Source organism: Shewanella sp. SR43-8 (assembly GCF_014163775.1).
Taxonomy (GTDB): Bacteria; Pseudomonadota; Gammaproteobacteria; order Enterobacterales; family Shewanellaceae; genus Shewanella; species Shewanella vesiculosa.
The window spans coordinates 21,975-38,413 of sequence record NZ_JACJDX010000019.1 but is presented as its reverse complement, the minus strand read 5'-3'; the positions used below and the strand labels follow the sequence as shown (position 1 = coordinate 38,413).

Below are 16,439 nucleotides of genomic sequence, written 5' to 3'. Positions count from 1 at the left end.
GGTATGGGTATGGGTATGGGTATGGGTATGGGTATGGGTATGGCGACAATACAACAAGAGTGTAAAGAGTAAACTTTGAAAATAAAAAAAACTGCAGCAATAAATTGCTACAGCTTTAAAGTCCTAACATTTAGCTCGAGCTAAATATTAAACTACTGAAACGTTCTCAGCTTGAGGACCTTTCTGACCTTGAGTCACAGTGAAAGAAACTTTCTGACCTTCGTCAAGAGTTTTGAAACCGTCTGAATTGATAGCACGGAAGTGAACGAATACGTCTGGACCAGACTCTTGCTCAATAAATCCGAAACCTTTATCAGAGTTAAACCACTTAACAACACCAGTAACTTGAGACATAATATAAATCCTGTAAAAAAATAGTTAAAGCCTTAACGGCGGTAAAGCTGGAAAATGCCGGTATTACTTATGTTTACAGGACGAAACTGTTCGTATTGATAAATATAAGCCCAACCTTCAAGCTGAGTAAACTATAAACCATTTTAGAAATAAGTCAACAAACATCGGCAAAACAACCCTATTTATTTAATGCCATCACAAAACGGTTTATCTTTGAGCATCAAATAGTTATTTATATCAATTATCTGATTGTTTATTGTTCGCGTTGATGAATTTCGATTTTAAAGTCTATCTCACATTCGAGCCCTTGCTCTATTATTTGAGACTTTTGTGAGTCACTCAGCTTCCAGGCATAAGGCGTCATATTAAGAAAATGATCAATATCTTCTGTACGCGTCAGTGACAACGAATAACCAAGCTCTTCATGTGCTAAATAAGTAAATCCTGCTAATACTATCGACTCTTCAGAGTGTAGTTTGGGTTCACTGTAGATCTTCTTCTTTAACGCATAGTGATGCATAGGACCTGGTGACACAGTAATGAGTATTCCTCCTGGTTTTATCACCCTTTGTAACTCTTCAATTTTAGAGGGCGCATAAATACGGATGGCTAAATCAAAACTGTCGTCTGCAAAAGGCATTTCAAATGCACTCGCAACGCAAAAATTCATTGTTGAATAGCGTTTTGCGGCATAACGAATGGCAAACTTAGAAATATCCAGCCCGAAAAGTTCAATATCGGATTGCGTGGCAGATTGTAGTGTTTCAAACAACCTATGACTGTAATATCCCTCACCACAGCCTATATCAAGGATCTTGTTTACATCAGTGGTATATTCAAGCGCTAACTGATTTACCTTGTCACTTAGTGGTTGATAAAAACCTTGATTAAGAAACTCCCGCCTAGCAAACATCATTTCTTTGTTATCACCAGGATCTTTGGTTTTCTTCTTCTGTACTGGTAATAAATTAACGTAACCTTCTTTTGCAAAATCAAATTGATGGCGTTGTTCACATTGCAATGATTTTTGATTTTGTACTAATGGGGCATTACAAATAGGGCAAATATAAGACATGTTGGACTCTAGAGTTACTGAAAAATTAAAGATCGTCTTCACACAGCTTATTGACCATTTCCGACACGTCTTTAGGGGCTAATAGTTCAAAACAATCTAATTTACGTTGTAGTTGTTCATTACTAACAATCTGTTCATTTGATGAATATCCTAAGTTGGTACGCTCTAATGACTGATGATAGGTGCGTAACAACCATTGGTGCTTATTTTGCAATAAATGATCAAGTTTTAATAGCTCGGTTGATACACCAGGGTGGATTTTCCCCGACTCACCCCGCAAATAGTCACGTAACTCTCGTCGTACTTGCTCCAATTCACTAATATGAACAGCAAGCATGTTAGAGGGCTCATCATGATCAAACTTACGGCCTAATATCGCTTTAGCCATAACAAGAACTTGAGGTTCGCTCAAAATCCGTAAATCATTCTCTAAGGTTACTAATTCAAAACGAGTTTCGGTAGATAAACTAAAATAAACACCCGCATCGATGTTAATGCTAACCGTTACGCCACGTCTTAGCTGTTCAATACACACCCGAGGCGCCACGCCTGTTAAAGGATATAACTTTATCCCCTGCCCCACACTACGTCTTTGCTGTGGAGTGTTGTTAGTCGGCGGCATCGTTTCAAAAGCAAAACTCAAGAACGGCTGAATTCGGGTGATGAGAGTCGCTTGAGTATGACTAACTTGGCTAACCACAAACTCAACCAAAGGACTACTCATCGCTGATAACACTAATAAGTCACTCACACTATCAGGTAAGTGAAGCGTCAACGCAGTAGGTTGAACTATTTCACTCACACAGGGTTGAGTAAATACATGATGCATAGAATATCCCTTTATTACGTTATTGAATTTTAATCAGCAAATCCTCATTAGTCACGAGTAAACGAGTCAATATTAGAATTAATTTAATTGTAGATTAACTCATCATCATTTTTTTATGCTGATAAATATTAACATGATTTTACTCGGGAAAAGGATCTTATATTTATTATGGCTAACGTAATTCAACCGTCCTTATTTTGAGGTGTACACGCCCGTTTTATCGCATATCCATAAAGCGCTTGGGTGCTCTTCCATGTTGTGCAGTTGATTGTTTTCAATGCAGCAACCGCAGTGTTCGCACACGTAATAGGCTGTTAATGTGTTCACCCTCGCTTAATGGCGGGGTGAGTGTAAGCAATTCACGGTCAAAGCTTTTAAGGCTGGTTGCCAGCATGTCTAGGCACTGCTGGTTAGTGAACACCATGCCAAGCTTAATGTTGTGGCCAGTTTGGCCAAAGCAAGCCGTTTCAATACCGCTAGGGTCAATATAGGTGCGTAATACTTCACCTTCACCCGTAGCAACCAACACACCGCCAGTAAGAATGGCACCAGTAAACCCCAGCGCCAAAAGCCTTGTTTTAATATTCATGCTGCACCTGGTAAATATGAGCAAAAAAAAGGGCTCCAATACAGGAGCCCAACGGCGAGGATGTTATGAGAGAGAACGCAAAGAGAAACAAGAGAGAAAGCAAAGCCAGTTACGCAGTGGTATCAAGCTTATATAAACTGTAGCTGTTTTTAGGAGTAGAAGCACGCCACATATGGCGTTGGTCGAATTGGCTTTCGTGATATGTAAAACCGATATTTTTAAATTTGATTTAAAAGTTATCGGTTAAGCGATTTGCTGCAAATAAGAATGGGGCAATAGGCTATAGTATGCTGAGTCACATTATGCGAATTAAACCGTAACGGCACCTTATTATCGCTTGTTGCTTCATTTACTTTCTCCCTTTGCCATTACAATAACTGGCATACCTTCAGGTGGTAATTCATCTTTAACTGAACGCCACATTGTAGCGTCTGAAGTCACCCAAGATTTAGGTTCTCGACGCTCTTTTTCACCCCATGCTGGTCTGTAGTAGAGCCTTAGTACCACACAAACAATTGCATTAGTGAACCTAAACCTTGGGTCATTAACTGGGTAGCCAGAGCCCTCTGGTAAATCTGACTTTAGGCTTGAACAAAAACCCTTAATTTTGTCTGTTTGAAACGATAAGCCATGTTTTGCATGAGCAAATTCATTTCGTACTTTACGAATTAGACTTATTTCTTGATACTCAAATTCATCGATTAAACCTAGGGCATAGCAAGCCTCTATTTTTGATGAGAAAGTACCTAAAGGAGAATTACCTTCCGTAAGTAATTTTTTTGATGATTTACCTTCAACAAAAAATGATTGAAGTGTTTCCAATAGCTTCTCATCTATTAGTGCTGCACCAACCAAAGGGAGACCTCTATCAGTTTCTCTCTTAAGCTCCTCAACAAACTGTGCTAAATCTTCAGCGTGGTCTAATCTCATCTGAGCCTAATTCTCCCTGTGGCCAATGCCGCATTAAGCGGATTAAAATTGTTGGTTATAATGTGAAGCACAGTTAACTCTAACCAACTGTTTTAATTCCGTTTAAATGATTTATCATATTTAGATTACACTGTCTACACGTGCCTTTTGAGCGTCGGTGATATTTTTACACTCTTTTAATTTAGTAAGCCAGTCACGGTCAGATGAATAATAAGGTAATTTATCTTCTTTTTCCATTTCAGTGAGAATACCCTCAATGTCTGAAGCGCTAATCCAATCGATTTGCTTACAAAAAACATCCCATGTCCCCCAACATTTACCAAGTTTATCTTTTCCTGACCATCTTAAAACTTCGATAATATGAGAGATCCTTTCACGGTAAACTGAACTTTCTACACCAGGAGATATTCTCAATATATTGTAAAAAGGTTGCTTAGCACTATAAAAATCCCATACTCCATCTGACTTGGCACATAACTTCATTACAGATTCATAAAAACTCTCCCTGACGATTTGGTCAGGATAACCGTCTTCATTTACCATTGAAATGATCGAATTAACTATTTGATCGATTTCTCTATAAGACATTCTATTTTCAGGAGCTAATAACTTCCCACCAAATTCAATATACAATAATTGATTAGATAGTATTTCAACAAAGGCTTTAACTGCTTGTTGTCTAGAATCACGATTATTAAAACGCATTAAGACATCATCTTGAGATATGGTCTTTTTACCAATAATAAGCTCTACAATTTCTTTTAATCTAGCTTCTATATTGGCATGCTCGGCAAAAAACCGTTTCCCTGTTTTTTTATATTCTCTAAACTCGCTAGATAGATCTTCTAAGAATTCACCTATCTCTGCTTTAATAATATGGATATTTTTATCTTTAAATAATAGTTTTGATTCTTCTAAAACTTTATCTTCGACCGTCGGATGAACGACCATAAATGCAGGGGGTTTCTCTTCGCCTAAATGGGCATAAACTTCATCGTACAAAAAACCGATATTAGGATCCGTTAGGCTATAACCAAGAAAAATAGGAGAAGCTTCTGAAAATAGTGTGTAAATTTTACGATTTAGATACGTATCTTCCCTTTGAAAAGAAAAATATTGGCTTTGCGTTACAACGATACTTGAAGGCCTTCCTACATCGCCATGAATTTTGAATAGATTTTTACCCGTATTTGAAACTTGAGGTGCTTTGTCTTTTCTAACTACAACATTTACCAGATCATCATATATAGTTTCTAACTGGTTATCCCAGTTAGTTGTAACAATCATATTGGGTGAAAATGCTCTAAATCTTCTAACCCAGTCAGGTTCAACATTATCTTTTTTTAGATCTAAAAGTGATTCTGCAACTAAAGAGTTAAACTTAATTTCATCAAAACCTTTTTCTTGTTTTGAATATGAACATAATAACTCCGCTGCTTTTAGAGGGCTTTTAACATCAAGCTCAAACGGGTATTCAATCTTTTCACTAATTCTCTCTAAAACTGCTTCCCAGCTACCGAAACCAAAATTATATGAAAAGCCTGAACCAATCCATAAAAAATAATTTTTTAAATATACTGACGAGAATAGACTGATTTTTACATCATCATTTAATTGGTCGATACAGCTCATAATCTTCCTTAGAAATATAACGTTTTAGTATTTGTGCATTGCGCTGTTTGCATGGCATAAATAGCTTGTTGGACTTGGCCGATGCCGAGTCCAGGCTAATGGGTACACTTCATGCTACAGGAATTTGCTTTTTTTGATGCGAGCTCTGGGCTGCAAAGCAATTTTGAATTGATTATGAGGCTTGATTTGTATGTGTTCAATTTCAATTCCCTTTTCATAGTGGTGTTCCATCACATTTTGTAAATCTAGCAATAATCGTGGGTGGCCATGTTTCGGTTCTTTAAAACACTAAGTGATGGATTTAGATCCATAAAACAGGCCATTTTTCTTAAAAATTCCTACTGTCTCAACTCATAATATGCAGTGAATAAGCTGACGTTGTTTTTGCGTTTCTTTGCAAACTATTACATTGCTTGTTAGCCATTTACAGTCCGTAATAACCCATGACGGCTTTTTTAATAACGTCCGTAGCTACGGAGATTCCAACCTTCCAAGTTCCATCTTCAGCTTTTTTTAAATTTTCTAACATCCATTTTTTAGCTTTGCGACCTAAGGGCTCTTCTATCGAGGTTGGTTCTTCGGTTTTAGTGATTTCAGCTAGTTCTGCTGCTGACTCTTTAGATATACCTGCAGCTTCAAGCATTTTGACTAACTCTTCTGCGTTACCTTGAACTGTAGTAATACCAATTTGAGCCGCGGCGCCTGAATTATTAATCGATGTGTAATTTCCATAAATAGTTTGATTTATTATTCGAGAAACTTCTTGTGCATCAATTCCATTGGTTTCTGGAGAGGATAAAACAATTTCAGCTGCTGCAGGTATAGACTTCTCTAATTCGATAGTAAGTTCAAGAACACGACTTTTTACTTCATTTTGGATTTGTACCAATGAACTACGAGATAGTGACCCCGAGATTTCAATGCAAGCATACCTTTCATATACTTTACCTTGTAACATCAGAATAAGGTTAGAAGCATCTATACCAAGGACACCAGAATCTTTTGAGCCTCTTACAAGATCATCAATGGCCGCAATTCCATCTCTGATCCGATGATTTGTCCATTGTTCCCCTGCGTGTTTTTCAACAATCCAAGTTGGAATAGGAGCATTTTTAATGCCGGAATTAAATGGTCCGCTGAAAGTCCCCCTATAAGAAACGGCTACAATTCTGTAATCGGGTAGATCAATATCTTTTGGGTATCCAGACATTTCATGCTTAACCCAGTCTCCCAATATATCACTACCTAGTCGAGCAGCAAGTAGCCTCAACTTTAAGAAAACACTTCCCAGATTAGGTTCATCAGAAATTAGTGAAGCTTGGATTTCTCTCAATATGGTCAAGTTGATTCCTTAAATGCTAACCGCTTTAATATTTGTGCATTTCACTGTTTGCACTACATACACCGCTTGTTGGACTAAGTCGAGTCCAGGTTAATGGTTACGCTTTATACAATAGGTATTTGCTTTTTTTGATGCGAGCTCTGGGCAGCAAATTAATGTTGAATTGATTATGAGACTTGATTTGTAGGTGTTCAATTGCAATTCCCTTGTCATTATAGTGTTCCATCACATTTTTTTAAGTCTAACTGATTCAATGAGGTTAATACACTCTATTGAGTCAGCATTTCGCTCCGCGCAGAGGCTTAGTTCAACGCCCTGCTAATAAGTGAACCGAGTGCTGGCGGGCGATTTGCTCAGCAAATGGCATGACAGCCTTGGTGAATCTGAATTTAGAGGTTTGTTATACGCAACTTTCGTGTTTAGGTCTAAAGTAGCTTTTTGAGGCTGGTAATAGCAAAAAAATCAGTGCAGATAAGGGGATGATATATATTCCCAAAATCGGATAAACTCTAAATGCATCAAACAGAGAAAGATCGTAAAAATACTGGTCATAAGCCTTCCAAAGCCAAAAAAGAGGGAATCCACCAGTCCCTATTAAACCAATAATCAAAGATTTTTCATCTCGCTTTTTCAAAGCAGAAGCCACCCAAAAAAAGGCTGCTCCAGAAATTAACTGTGAAACTGCAGTTGATGGTCTAGCCTCTACGACTAACATCATCCATGCAGCAAGAGTAATGCTGACTCCTGAACTCAAATAAAGCAACATTAAAGTCATTTTGGCGGAAAAAGGCATTTACAAACTCCTTGTGTATAACGTTTTAGTATTTGTGCGTTGCGCTGTTTGCATGGCACAAACCGCTTGTTGGACTTGGCCGATGCCGAGTCCAGGTTAATGGGTAAGCTTTATGCTATAGAAATTTGCTTTTTTTGATGCCAGCTCTCGGCTGTAGATCTATTTTGACTTTACTCATATTTCGACATCACCAACTTATACTTCGCCAGAGCCGTCTCTCGAATAGATTCTGGTAAATCATCAAATATTTCTGGTAAATCTTTTAAGCCCTGCCGCAGCCCGGAACTAACTTGAGATTTTGTGACTTGTTTCGATAGCAAATAATTATCCATCTGTTTAAAAGACACATCCCAAGCTCTCAACAAATCCCGTATAAGATCGTGTTCAACTGTTTTAAGTTCAGAAGCTAGTTCATCGTAACACTGCCTGAGAATATCAAATTGTGTTCGCTTCATTAATTTGAGCCTAATACCTGCGAATACGCATAACGCTTTAAACAGCGGAAAACGCGAACGCTTTGGCGCAGCCAGTGAGTGGTTTTCCGATGATTTAACATGTTAGTGAGAATTAACTGGGTAAAACCCATACCTCCAAGTGTTTAATCTACCACCTGAACTTTCGATGCCGTAAATGTCCATTATTTCTTCCATATAAGTTAAGCCTCGGTCCATTTCTTCTGAGTCAAATTGCTTATAAAGCTCCGCGGCTTTTTCTAGGAGTCCCCAAAATTGATCTTTCGTAATACCTGTTTCAGGAATATCAATTAATGCCTTGATCAAGATATTTATTGCTTGTTCGCATGTTGCCCTAATTTCTTCTGAAGGCGCCCCAGGATAAAAAAGCTTTTCATCAGCAGTAAATTTCTTTTCAATTAACAACTTTTCAAGCTTCTGTAGACGCTCAACATTGTTATGAATCATTTTACTATTTCCTGCGATGGCAAAAAGACTAATTATGGATAAAAGCAAAATGCTGAATTTTTTCATGTTCTCACTAACGTTTTAGTATTTATGCGTTGCGCTGTTTGCAAGGCATAAGTCTTTATTTTTTAATATTTTTTCTAAGTTATCGCTTTACTGAGTTAAATGCAGAGTGCACGATTTTGACTAATACTTTTTGTTGCTCAAAAGAAATGGCAATAGAATCATCGAAATCCCAGCATATACTATTGTCCTTGGCAAAAACTTTTACCGCTAACTCTTGGGGTAAGCCGTCGGCCCTTTTCAACTCATTTTGAATGATCTCTTCGATGATAGAAGTGTCAGAGGTGGATTCAATACAATACAATTCTGTGGCGTTACTCATAGTCATCCTTAACTAGTGAACTAGTATTTACATCAATGTAACCAGCCCATTAAAAATAACATCAAACTGAAGTGATAGAAACAAAGTTTTAGGCGATCAAAAGTTGCGGTTTAAGACGATCAAAAGTTGAGTAGAATTGTGCATCATCAAATGTAGGGTAAACCATTAATTCATTCACTTAATGAGTTTAATCTTTAGGTAAAATTGATTGGCAGAGATCAAAGCTATAAAACAACACAACCCCCTAAAATTTTCATATGTAGTGAAGCACTGCGCTTGTTCACCCCCGCAGTGCACCGAGCTAGAAGGACCCATTTATTTTACCGCACTCTAAAATAGTTAGGACTCTTGAGCCTACTGTTGAAGCAGAACCAATATCAGATACTCTTAATTGGAGCACATCAACGTTGGGGATCAACTGACGCCTAACAGACCAATCTAAAACTGTTTGCAACTGTTTGAGAATTGCACCAGATGTTACCCTATTCTTCTTCGACTTTTGACCAAAGAAATCAATTCATTCACCCAGAGTAATATCTTCTACTAAACGGTCTTCAAACCAAGCAAACAAATGAACTTTAAAACATGACCCATATGTTGCTACAGTACCAGGCTTTAAAGAATTACTTTGCTTTAATAGGAATTGTTCACAACAGTACCTAACGGTTGATCTGCTTCTTCGGGTATTACGTTGTTTCCAATACACTCTTGGATCTGTATCATTCGTTAATGAGTTTCTAAGTTCTGGTATCAATTTTCGGGCTTCAGCCAGTTTAACATCGGGGTATCAACCTAAGGTTAAACACCCTGGCGACGAGCGAAATCGAAAGCGATACTGCCAGGTAATGGTTCCAGCATCACTGATGCGCACACTTAAACCATCGCGGTCTGAAAGCTCAGATTTACCTGAATATGGTTTGCTGTTTATAGAGCGTAACAGTCTGTCAGATAAAGACATTTTTAGAGCCTGCGTACATATTTAGTATTGATATATAGAGTTTATGACACATTAAAAATATGTACGCAGGCATGTACACAGATGCCCTAATAGCAAAGCAAATTCAATTAAATTGAATTGAATAAAATGATTTAAAATGGAATTAATCATGATTTACATGACGTTAAATAGAAAAATGAGTAAAAATAAATGAACATAAATCATGATAATCAACCATCCCTATTTTGGCACGATTACGAAACATTTGGGGCGAATCCAAGTAAAGATCGACCATCACAATTTGCAGGTATTCGAACAGATCTAGAATTGAACATTATTGGTGAGCCTGAAACCTTTTATTGTAAACTTGCACCAGATTATTTACCCGCCGCCGAAGCCATACTCATTACAGGTATAACCCCGCAACTGGCTAACCTTAAAGGTATACCAGAAGCTGAGTTTATGAAACGTATCAATGGCTTATTTAGTCAACCAAACACCTGTGTTGTAGGCTACAACTCACTACGTTTTGATGATGAAGTCAGTCGTTATGGTTTTTATCGTAACTTTATCGACCCTTACGCACGCGAGTGGCAAAACGGTAATTCGAGATGGGACATTATTGATTTAGTTCGTGCTTGCTATGCATTTCGTCCCGACGGAATTAATTGGCCTATGAAAGAAGATGGCTCGCCGAGTTTTAAGCTCGAACTACTCACTCAAGCCAATGGCTTAAGTCATGAAAAAGCTCATGATGCTATGTCAGATGTTTATGCCACCATCGCTATGGCTAAATTAATTAAGCAAAAACAGCCTAAACTGTATGAATATTATTTTAACTTAAGACGTAAACAAGCGGTTGCGGATCATATTGATGTGCTAAAAATGCAGCCATTGGTTCATGTCAGTTCAAAAATTAGTGCGCTGCAAGGCTGTACCACATTGATTGCACCAGTGGCCTATCATCCAACGAATAAAAATGCAGTGATCTGCGTTAATTTGGCGATGGACATTTCTCCCTTGTTAACCTTGTCGGCCCAAGAAATCAGCGACCGTATGTACACCTCGCGTCAAAATCTGGCCGAAAACGAGCTGGCGATACCACTTAAACAAATTCATCTGAACAAGTGCCCGTTTATCGGTTCACCAAAATTACTTGACGATGAGGTAACAGAAAAATTACAGTTTGATAAAGCATTTGCACGCGAGCAATATAAACGCCTGAAAAATCACCCAGAATTGCGTGAAAAACTGAACCAAGTCTTTGAACTTGAATCAGACCGTAAACCGATTACTGATCCTGATTTAATGCTCTACAGCGGTGGTTTTTTCAGCCATGCCGATAAAACGAAAATGGACATTATTTGCCATACAGCACCCCATAATTTAGCCGCATTAGCATTGCAGTTTGATGATCCTCGTATCAACGAAATGTTGTTTCGCTTTAGGGCCCGTAATTACCCAGAAACATTAAGCGACAGTGAAGCTCGTAAATGGCGTGATTTCTGTCAACAACGATTATCGAATGCTGATTATGTGATAAAACTCGAAAATCTGGTCGAAGAAACCAGCGAGAATGAACACAAACAAAAGCTATTAAAAGCCCTATACCAATATTTACAATCATTATAGTGAACTTTCACTTTACACAATTTATTTCATCTAAGGATAAGGGAATGCAAAATCGATTTTTAGAGAGCATTACTCAACTAGACAAGCCTTTGGCTACCGCACTTGTGCCAATACTTCATGAGCAATTTTGTGGTCATATTGATGCGATTCAATTTGCAGAGCTTGTAAAAGCAAGCGGCAAACCAGAACAACAAGTGCTAATGGATTTATTACCTATTGCAGCTGCACTGGCTAACCCTCCTATCAGCGAATTCTACGTAGGCGCTATCGCAAAAGGTGCCAGTGGCGACTTGTACATGGGGGCTAATTTAGAATTACCCGGTGAAGCGCTATTTCACAGCGTACACGCTGAACAAAGTGCAATCAGCCACGCTTGGCTGGCCGGTGAAACAGAAATTGTTGATATTATTGTCAACTTCAGCCCTTGTGGCCACTGCCGCCAATTTATGAATGAACTAGTCAATGGCAGTAAGATTAGAATTCATTTGCCAGAGCAAGAAACTAAAACACTAGCACACTATTTGCCTTATGCGTTTGGCCCTGCTGACTTAGATGTCACCATGCCGCTATTAAGTAAACGTCAGCAAGAGTTTAATTGTGATTCTGATGACCCAATGATCATTGAAGCCATTGATCAAATGGGCCTAAGTTATGCGCCATACACCAACAATAACGCCGCTGTAGTTCTTGAAACCAAGGATGGCGCCACTTTCTGTGGTCGCTATGCTGAAAGTGCAGCATTTAATCCATCAATGCAGCCTATGCAAATGGCGTTATCAAATCTGATCCGTAATAACCGCCAATATAGCGAGATTAAGCGTGCTGTATTAGTTGAATCATCGGTAGGGAAAATCACTTTAGTGGGTGCTGCAATGGATGCTCTACATGCTATAGCCCCAATTGAACTACAACACATGGTTGTTGAACCTTTGATAGGCTAAACGAAAAAGCTTGCCATCTTAATCGGCAATAAAAAGGCGCTCATATGCGCCTTTTTTATTGAATTAAATACCACATGAAACTCAGATACAGTTGAACTTTTATGGTGAACATTGACTCGAGATAAGTGGTTCAACACTTAATTGAGAAATGCAGCACAAGTCTTAGAGACATCGTTAAAGAAACACCGTTTTTAGAGACACCGTTTTAGAGACACAGTCGCTAAATCACTCCACTCCTGATAAAAACGTCTTCTATCAAATAAGCAAGATTATTTAACCGCCGCTTGCGGCAGTATTTGTGGTTACTTACTCATGCATTATCACTCACACATAATGCATCATGACACTTGGCAAACTCTGTCTGGCATCAAATTGTCACGACCTGCAGCTAAATACGTCTTAAAAGTTGAACTGCTCACAGATTAATAATGTGTTATATTTTAATAATCTACTGCTAATAACATGCTAAACTAATTCACTTTTTAATTGCTATACCGTTAAATAGCCTCTTTTTGGCAATAGCATTTATGAGCCAATTTATGTTGCTAAATGTCTTATAATCAACAAGGTGTCGCGATGAGTAATCACAGTCAAGGTCATGTAAAAATACATGACCAACAAACACATATGCCCTTAACCAAGCAAACGTAAAGTGAGTCACTATTGCGCATTTTGACCGTTAACAAGATCTTACTCTTTGTGCTGTTTTGTACAGTGGCCTTAGTGTGGATCATTTTCGAAAATGCCAAACCCATTACAGTCAAAATACTCAATAATTTACTCGCCGACAATCATATTGAAGTGCTTAACTTTGATGCCGAATATGTGTCGTTTAACCATATTTATATTCCTAGATTAGTATTGAAAGTGGAAGACAGTCATATCGCTATCCAAGAATTTAACCTTGAGCTGCGTGATAGCCTGCAAATTCTTAAAAATCAACAAATCAGTGCTGACGACATTATTAGTATCAAAACACACAGTGTTTATGTCGATTTAGGTGACAGTTTCTTTATTCGTCAGTCTCAACAAACAGAAGAATCGCCGGCGTCAATGCAGCTCAACTTGGCTAAATTACCCATGATTGAATTAGGCGAGATTAACATTAAGCTGCCACTTCTGGATAAAGATGATCCACAGCACAATACGTTAAAAATGGACAAGCTCACATTAACTCCAGAAGGTCAGTTAAATACCTTGTGGCGCTTTAATGATTTTCCATTATTTAGTCTTGATGCCACCTTAGATAAACAAGCGTGGCAATTTAATACGCTGGTTGATTTGGGCTTAAGTTATCAGGGGCTTGAGTCATTAGATCAATATTTACATTTATTAACCAGCAAGCAGCAGTCACAACAAGCACAAGCTAATAATATGCTTAATGGCTTACAGCAACAGTTATCACAGATACTGCAACCCATCCGTCAGCAACAACTCACAGTGAAAGGCCAGTGGACAGCCCATAGTAAAGTTGACTTAATGAGCGGCGAGATCAGCAGCCAACAATCAATTGATGGACTATCCTTGCACTCTCCACTGTGGCCAAGTGTATATTTTGCGCCGCAGCAGCCAATTAAATTAATGCTAAATATGGGTAACTACCCAATATCAACAACCTTAACCGACAACAAAACCACTAACGCGTTCGCGATTAAACTCAACATAGAGCCCATCAACTATCAACTGTCACCAACAGAACAAGACAGAAATAAGCTGATTAGATTATTTGCCGGTGATCATGGTAATCAAATAATACATGCTATTGATCAACTTACGCCTAAGTTGGCTTCTCAGCAGGCCCATATTGATGTGCACATGGACTCCCCTATCGAAGCGGTTATTCCCTTACAAAATGATATGTTACCGTTACAAATAACACTGCCGGACTTGAAGCTGAGCATTGAGGGATTACTACTGCAAAGTCAGCTAACCTTGGCCCATACCACATTGAATAGTCACCAACAATTTAGCAGTGATTTTGACTTGGATATGGCTTTATCATCGCATGCCGCCATAAACCAAACCGAACAACAGCAAGCAGTAACACTCGCCACTGACAACACAGGGATAACAGATCCCATAACTGGCACAAATCAAAAGGCGGCCTTACAAGCATCGCCTTCAGCTCCAAGTACTATTGATATTAAAGCTTTATTTCCGCAAATTGCTTTAGATCAGCTGTTATTGTCAGAGGCTAAACTACATTTAGTCGGTAAAATATCGCAACAACAAGATCAACTCACGCTATCGTTAGATTCAAGCTCTAGCTTTGCCATTAATCACAGTAGTATTTCACGCAGTGTAACCAGTGTGAATCAGCAGCAAACTAAACAAACCCAAACAACGTCGGCGCAATGGGAGACATTTGGGCTTACGGTCAATGACACCTCTACCATAGTGTTCAAAGCAGACACGACTCAAATTGATCTGGCCCCTTTCAAGATTCAAATTGGTCAGCTTATTGGCCAGCGAGCAACGCATGCAGGCAAAAACGCATTATCGACCATAGAGGGAGTGATTAATAAAGCTGAGGTGGCGTTTAACCAAAAGTTATCCCTTGGATTACATAGAGATGACTCTTTACAAACGTCATTAGACAAGTGGTTACAAACCCCAGCGACTAACGACATAGCATGGCGTGTCAATCAACTCGATATCACCAAACAGATCGGCAACAATCGCCGCCAGCCTTTGCTTGCGCTAAACCAGTTAAATGTCATTCAACAACTTAACTTATCCAAAGGGCTATTAATCGGTAATGAGCAATGGCAACTCGATACTCTTACCTTAAGCAGCTACCACTTGCTTAAATTTGCGGATAAGAAAAGCCCCTTATCACTAGCAGGACAATGGACATTCGATACCGACATTGAAACCGCACTAAATACATTGCAAAAAGTCCAACCCTTGCCGAATGACTTTACTATACAGGGCCACAGTAAACTCATTGCAGGCTTTGCCTTAAGCGAAATAGACAATAGCAGTCAATTTGAGATGAAGATTGAACAGCAGTTATCGTCTTTATCTGGGCAATGGCAAGATAAAACATTTAACGGCGGTGAAGTTTTTGCTCAATGCCAATTTAACTGGCAACAAACTTACGATGCACCGAATACGGCCGCAGACGCAAAACACTTTGCTCACAGTAAGCTTGTCTGTCCACAAACGGCTATCAGTTTACAGCAAGCTAAAATCGGCTTATCGCTCACTAATTTAAATGTTAATGCCAATATTGAACTCAATAAAGATGGCAATAAACTGCCGACCAACTGGTTACAACAGGTTACCGGATTAAGTGAGACTAACATTAATCTTACCGCCAGTGGCGACATGCTGGATGGACGTTTTCTATTACCTGAATTTGTGCTTAAACTGCATGATAAATCTTATGGATACTTGTTATTACAAGGTCTTAGTTTAGATAAGTTTTTAGAAGAACAACCCCAAGTAGGAGTTAAAGCCAATGGCTTATTTGATGGCGTACTCCCTGCAGAATTAACGGATGGCAAAGTGACAATATCCGGTGGCAAACTTGCAGCGCGTAAGCCTGGAGGATTAATTGAAGTAGCCGGAAATCCTGCCATAGATAGACTAGAATTATCTCAACCCTATCTTGGATTGGTATTTACCGCACTTGAGCATCTTAACTACACTGAGTTGGCGAGCACATTTGACATGACGCCCAATGGAGATGCCGTGCTTAACTTGGGTGTTAAAGGTAACAGCCGCGGAATTGAGCGACCTGTCCACCTCAATTACACTCATCAAGAAAACCTGATTCAATTATACAAAAGCACCCAGATTGGCAATCAACTACAAAACAAGATTGAAACAAAAATCCAATAGCAGCATAAAAGGATCGTCTACGTGAAATATTCATCGCTTTATCTAATCAGTATCAGCACCATAATGGCATCGTTATGCCTATCAGCTTGTACGCCAACAGTAAAAATAGAACCGCCCGATAAGCCTATCGTGATTAACTTAAATGTAAAAATTGAGCATGAAATTAAAATTAGAGTGGATAAAGAACTCAATAATTTACTCGAAAATGATGAGTTATTTTAAGCAGAGGTGATC

The 16,439-nt window shown here is 38.7% G+C and carries 16 protein-coding genes; 4 read left to right on the top strand and 12 right to left on the bottom strand.

The features are described 5' to 3' along the window. Window positions 1-147 precede the first annotated feature (147 nt). The 12 genes from H5114_RS19370 to H5114_RS19315 form a co-directional block, all read right to left on the bottom strand. Window positions 148-354 carry a cold-shock protein gene (locus tag H5114_RS19370; RefSeq protein WP_124018113.1) on the bottom strand — a complete coding sequence of 69 codons (207 nt, stop codon included), beginning with the start codon at window positions 352-354 and terminating at the stop codon, window positions 148-150. Between the two features lie 253 nt (window positions 355-607). Further along, window positions 608-1,429, bottom strand: a complete 822-nt coding sequence (gene rlmA / locus H5114_RS19365) for a 23S rRNA (guanine(745)-N(1))-methyltransferase (protein ID WP_124018112.1) — start codon at window positions 1,427-1,429, stop codon at window positions 608-610. A gap of 25 nt (window positions 1,430-1,454) precedes the next feature. Further along, on the bottom strand, window positions 1,455-2,258 hold the full coding sequence (locus H5114_RS19360; RefSeq protein ID WP_182723811.1) for a hypothetical protein: 804 nt from the start codon (window positions 2,256-2,258) through the stop codon (window positions 1,455-1,457). A 274-nt stretch (window positions 2,259-2,532) separates the two neighbouring features. Beyond that, window positions 2,533-2,847 carry a glycoside hydrolase family protein gene (locus H5114_RS19355; RefSeq protein ID WP_182723810.1) on the bottom strand — a complete coding sequence of 105 codons (315 nt, stop codon included), beginning with the start codon at window positions 2,845-2,847 and terminating at the stop codon, window positions 2,533-2,535. 345 nt (window positions 2,848-3,192) lie between these two features. Beyond that, window positions 3,193-3,777: an MltR family transcriptional regulator gene (locus H5114_RS19350; protein WP_182723809.1), complete on the bottom strand. Its 585-nt coding sequence runs from the start codon at window positions 3,775-3,777 to the stop codon at window positions 3,193-3,195. Between the two features lie 120 nt (window positions 3,778-3,897). Further along, a complete protein-coding gene (locus tag H5114_RS19345; protein WP_182723808.1) occupies window positions 3,898-5,409 on the bottom strand; it encodes an SIR2 family protein in 1,512 nt (503 codons plus the stop codon). Between the two features lie 424 nt (window positions 5,410-5,833). After that, window positions 5,834-6,751 carry a hypothetical protein gene (locus H5114_RS19340; RefSeq protein WP_182723807.1) on the bottom strand — a complete coding sequence of 306 codons (918 nt, stop codon included), beginning with the start codon at window positions 6,749-6,751 and terminating at the stop codon, window positions 5,834-5,836. Window positions 6,752-7,151: 400 nt separating this feature from the next. Next, window positions 7,152-7,544, bottom strand: coding sequence for a hypothetical protein (locus H5114_RS19335; RefSeq protein WP_182723806.1), 393 nt, complete (start codon window positions 7,542-7,544; stop codon window positions 7,152-7,154). Window positions 7,545-7,714: 170 nt separating this feature from the next. Continuing rightward, entirely contained in the window at window positions 7,715-7,999 is a 285-nt protein-coding gene (locus H5114_RS19330) for a hypothetical protein (RefSeq protein ID WP_182723805.1), read from the bottom strand. Window positions 8,000-8,101: 102 nt separating this feature from the next. After that, window positions 8,102-8,530 (bottom strand): DUF4844 domain-containing protein, encoded by a 429-nt coding sequence (locus H5114_RS19325; RefSeq protein ID WP_259395342.1) that lies wholly within the window; start codon window positions 8,528-8,530, stop codon window positions 8,102-8,104. A gap of 79 nt (window positions 8,531-8,609) precedes the next feature. After that, window positions 8,610-8,849, bottom strand: coding sequence for a hypothetical protein (locus H5114_RS19320; RefSeq protein ID WP_182723804.1), 240 nt, complete (start codon window positions 8,847-8,849; stop codon window positions 8,610-8,612). A 787-nt stretch (window positions 8,850-9,636) separates the two neighbouring features. After that, entirely contained in the window at window positions 9,637-9,807 is a 171-nt protein-coding gene (locus H5114_RS19315; RefSeq protein ID WP_182723803.1) for an Arm DNA-binding domain-containing protein, read from the bottom strand. Window positions 9,808-9,996: 189 nt separating this feature from the next. On the opposite strand from H5114_RS19315, the gene sbcB reads away from it, so the two are divergent. The 4 genes from sbcB to H5114_RS19295 all read left to right on the top strand — a co-directional run bounded on the left by sbcB (window position 9,997) and on the right by H5114_RS19295 (window position 16,427). Then, complete coding sequence (sbcB, locus tag H5114_RS19310) at window positions 9,997-11,418, top strand: exodeoxyribonuclease I (protein WP_182698759.1); 1,422 nt, start codon at window positions 9,997-9,999, stop codon at window positions 11,416-11,418. Window positions 11,419-11,462: 44 nt separating this feature from the next. Further along, on the top strand, window positions 11,463-12,359 hold the full coding sequence (gene cdd, locus H5114_RS19305) for a cytidine deaminase (RefSeq protein WP_124018439.1): 897 nt from the start codon (window positions 11,463-11,465) through the stop codon (window positions 12,357-12,359). Between the two features lie 663 nt (window positions 12,360-13,022). Further along, complete coding sequence (locus H5114_RS19300) at window positions 13,023-16,205, top strand: YdbH domain-containing protein (RefSeq protein WP_182723802.1); 3,183 nt, start codon at window positions 13,023-13,025, stop codon at window positions 16,203-16,205. A 63-nt stretch (window positions 16,206-16,268) separates the two neighbouring features. Then, entirely contained in the window at window positions 16,269-16,427 is a 159-nt protein-coding gene (locus H5114_RS19295) for a YnbE family lipoprotein (protein ID WP_124018445.1), read from the top strand. Window positions 16,428-16,439: the final 12 nt, after the last annotated feature.

Excerpts from the sequence above, each read along its gene's own strand:
- H5114_RS19320 (WP_182723804.1), bottom strand. The coding sequence starts at position 8,849 with ATGAGTAACGCCACAGAATTGTATTGTATTGAATCCACCTCTGACACT.
- H5114_RS19350 (WP_182723809.1), bottom strand. The coding sequence starts at position 3,777 with ATGAGATTAGACCACGCTGAAGATTTAGCACAGTTTGTTGAGGAGCTT.
- H5114_RS19335 (WP_182723806.1), bottom strand. The coding sequence starts at position 7,544 with ATGCCTTTTTCCGCCAAAATGACTTTAATGTTGCTTTATTTGAGTTCA.
- cdd (WP_124018439.1), top strand. The coding sequence starts at position 11,463 with ATGCAAAATCGATTTTTAGAGAGCATTACTCAACTAGACAAGCCTTTG.
- H5114_RS19330 (WP_182723805.1), bottom strand. The coding sequence starts at position 7,999 with ATGAAGCGAACACAATTTGATATTCTCAGGCAGTGTTACGATGAACTA.
- H5114_RS19355 (WP_182723810.1), bottom strand. The coding sequence starts at position 2,847 with ATGAATATTAAAACAAGGCTTTTGGCGCTGGGGTTTACTGGTGCCATT.
- H5114_RS19370 (WP_124018113.1), bottom strand. The coding sequence starts at position 354 with ATGTCTCAAGTTACTGGTGTTGTTAAGTGGTTTAACTCTGATAAAGGT.
- H5114_RS19325 (WP_259395342.1), bottom strand. The coding sequence starts at position 8,530 with ATGAAAAAATTCAGCATTTTGCTTTTATCCATAATTAGTCTTTTTGCC.
- H5114_RS19315 (WP_182723803.1), bottom strand. The coding sequence starts at position 9,807 with ATGTCTTTATCTGACAGACTGTTACGCTCTATAAACAGCAAACCATAT.
- H5114_RS19345 (WP_182723808.1), bottom strand. The coding sequence starts at position 5,409 with ATGAGCTGTATCGACCAATTAAATGATGATGTAAAAATCAGTCTATTC.
- sbcB (WP_182698759.1), top strand. The coding sequence starts at position 9,997 with ATGAACATAAATCATGATAATCAACCATCCCTATTTTGGCACGATTAC.
- H5114_RS19295 (WP_124018445.1), top strand. The coding sequence starts at position 16,269 with ATGGCATCGTTATGCCTATCAGCTTGTACGCCAACAGTAAAAATAGAA.
- rlmA (WP_124018112.1), bottom strand. The coding sequence starts at position 1,429 with ATGTCTTATATTTGCCCTATTTGTAATGCCCCATTAGTACAAAATCAA.
- H5114_RS19360 (WP_182723811.1), bottom strand. The coding sequence starts at position 2,258 with ATGCATCATGTATTTACTCAACCCTGTGTGAGTGAAATAGTTCAACCT.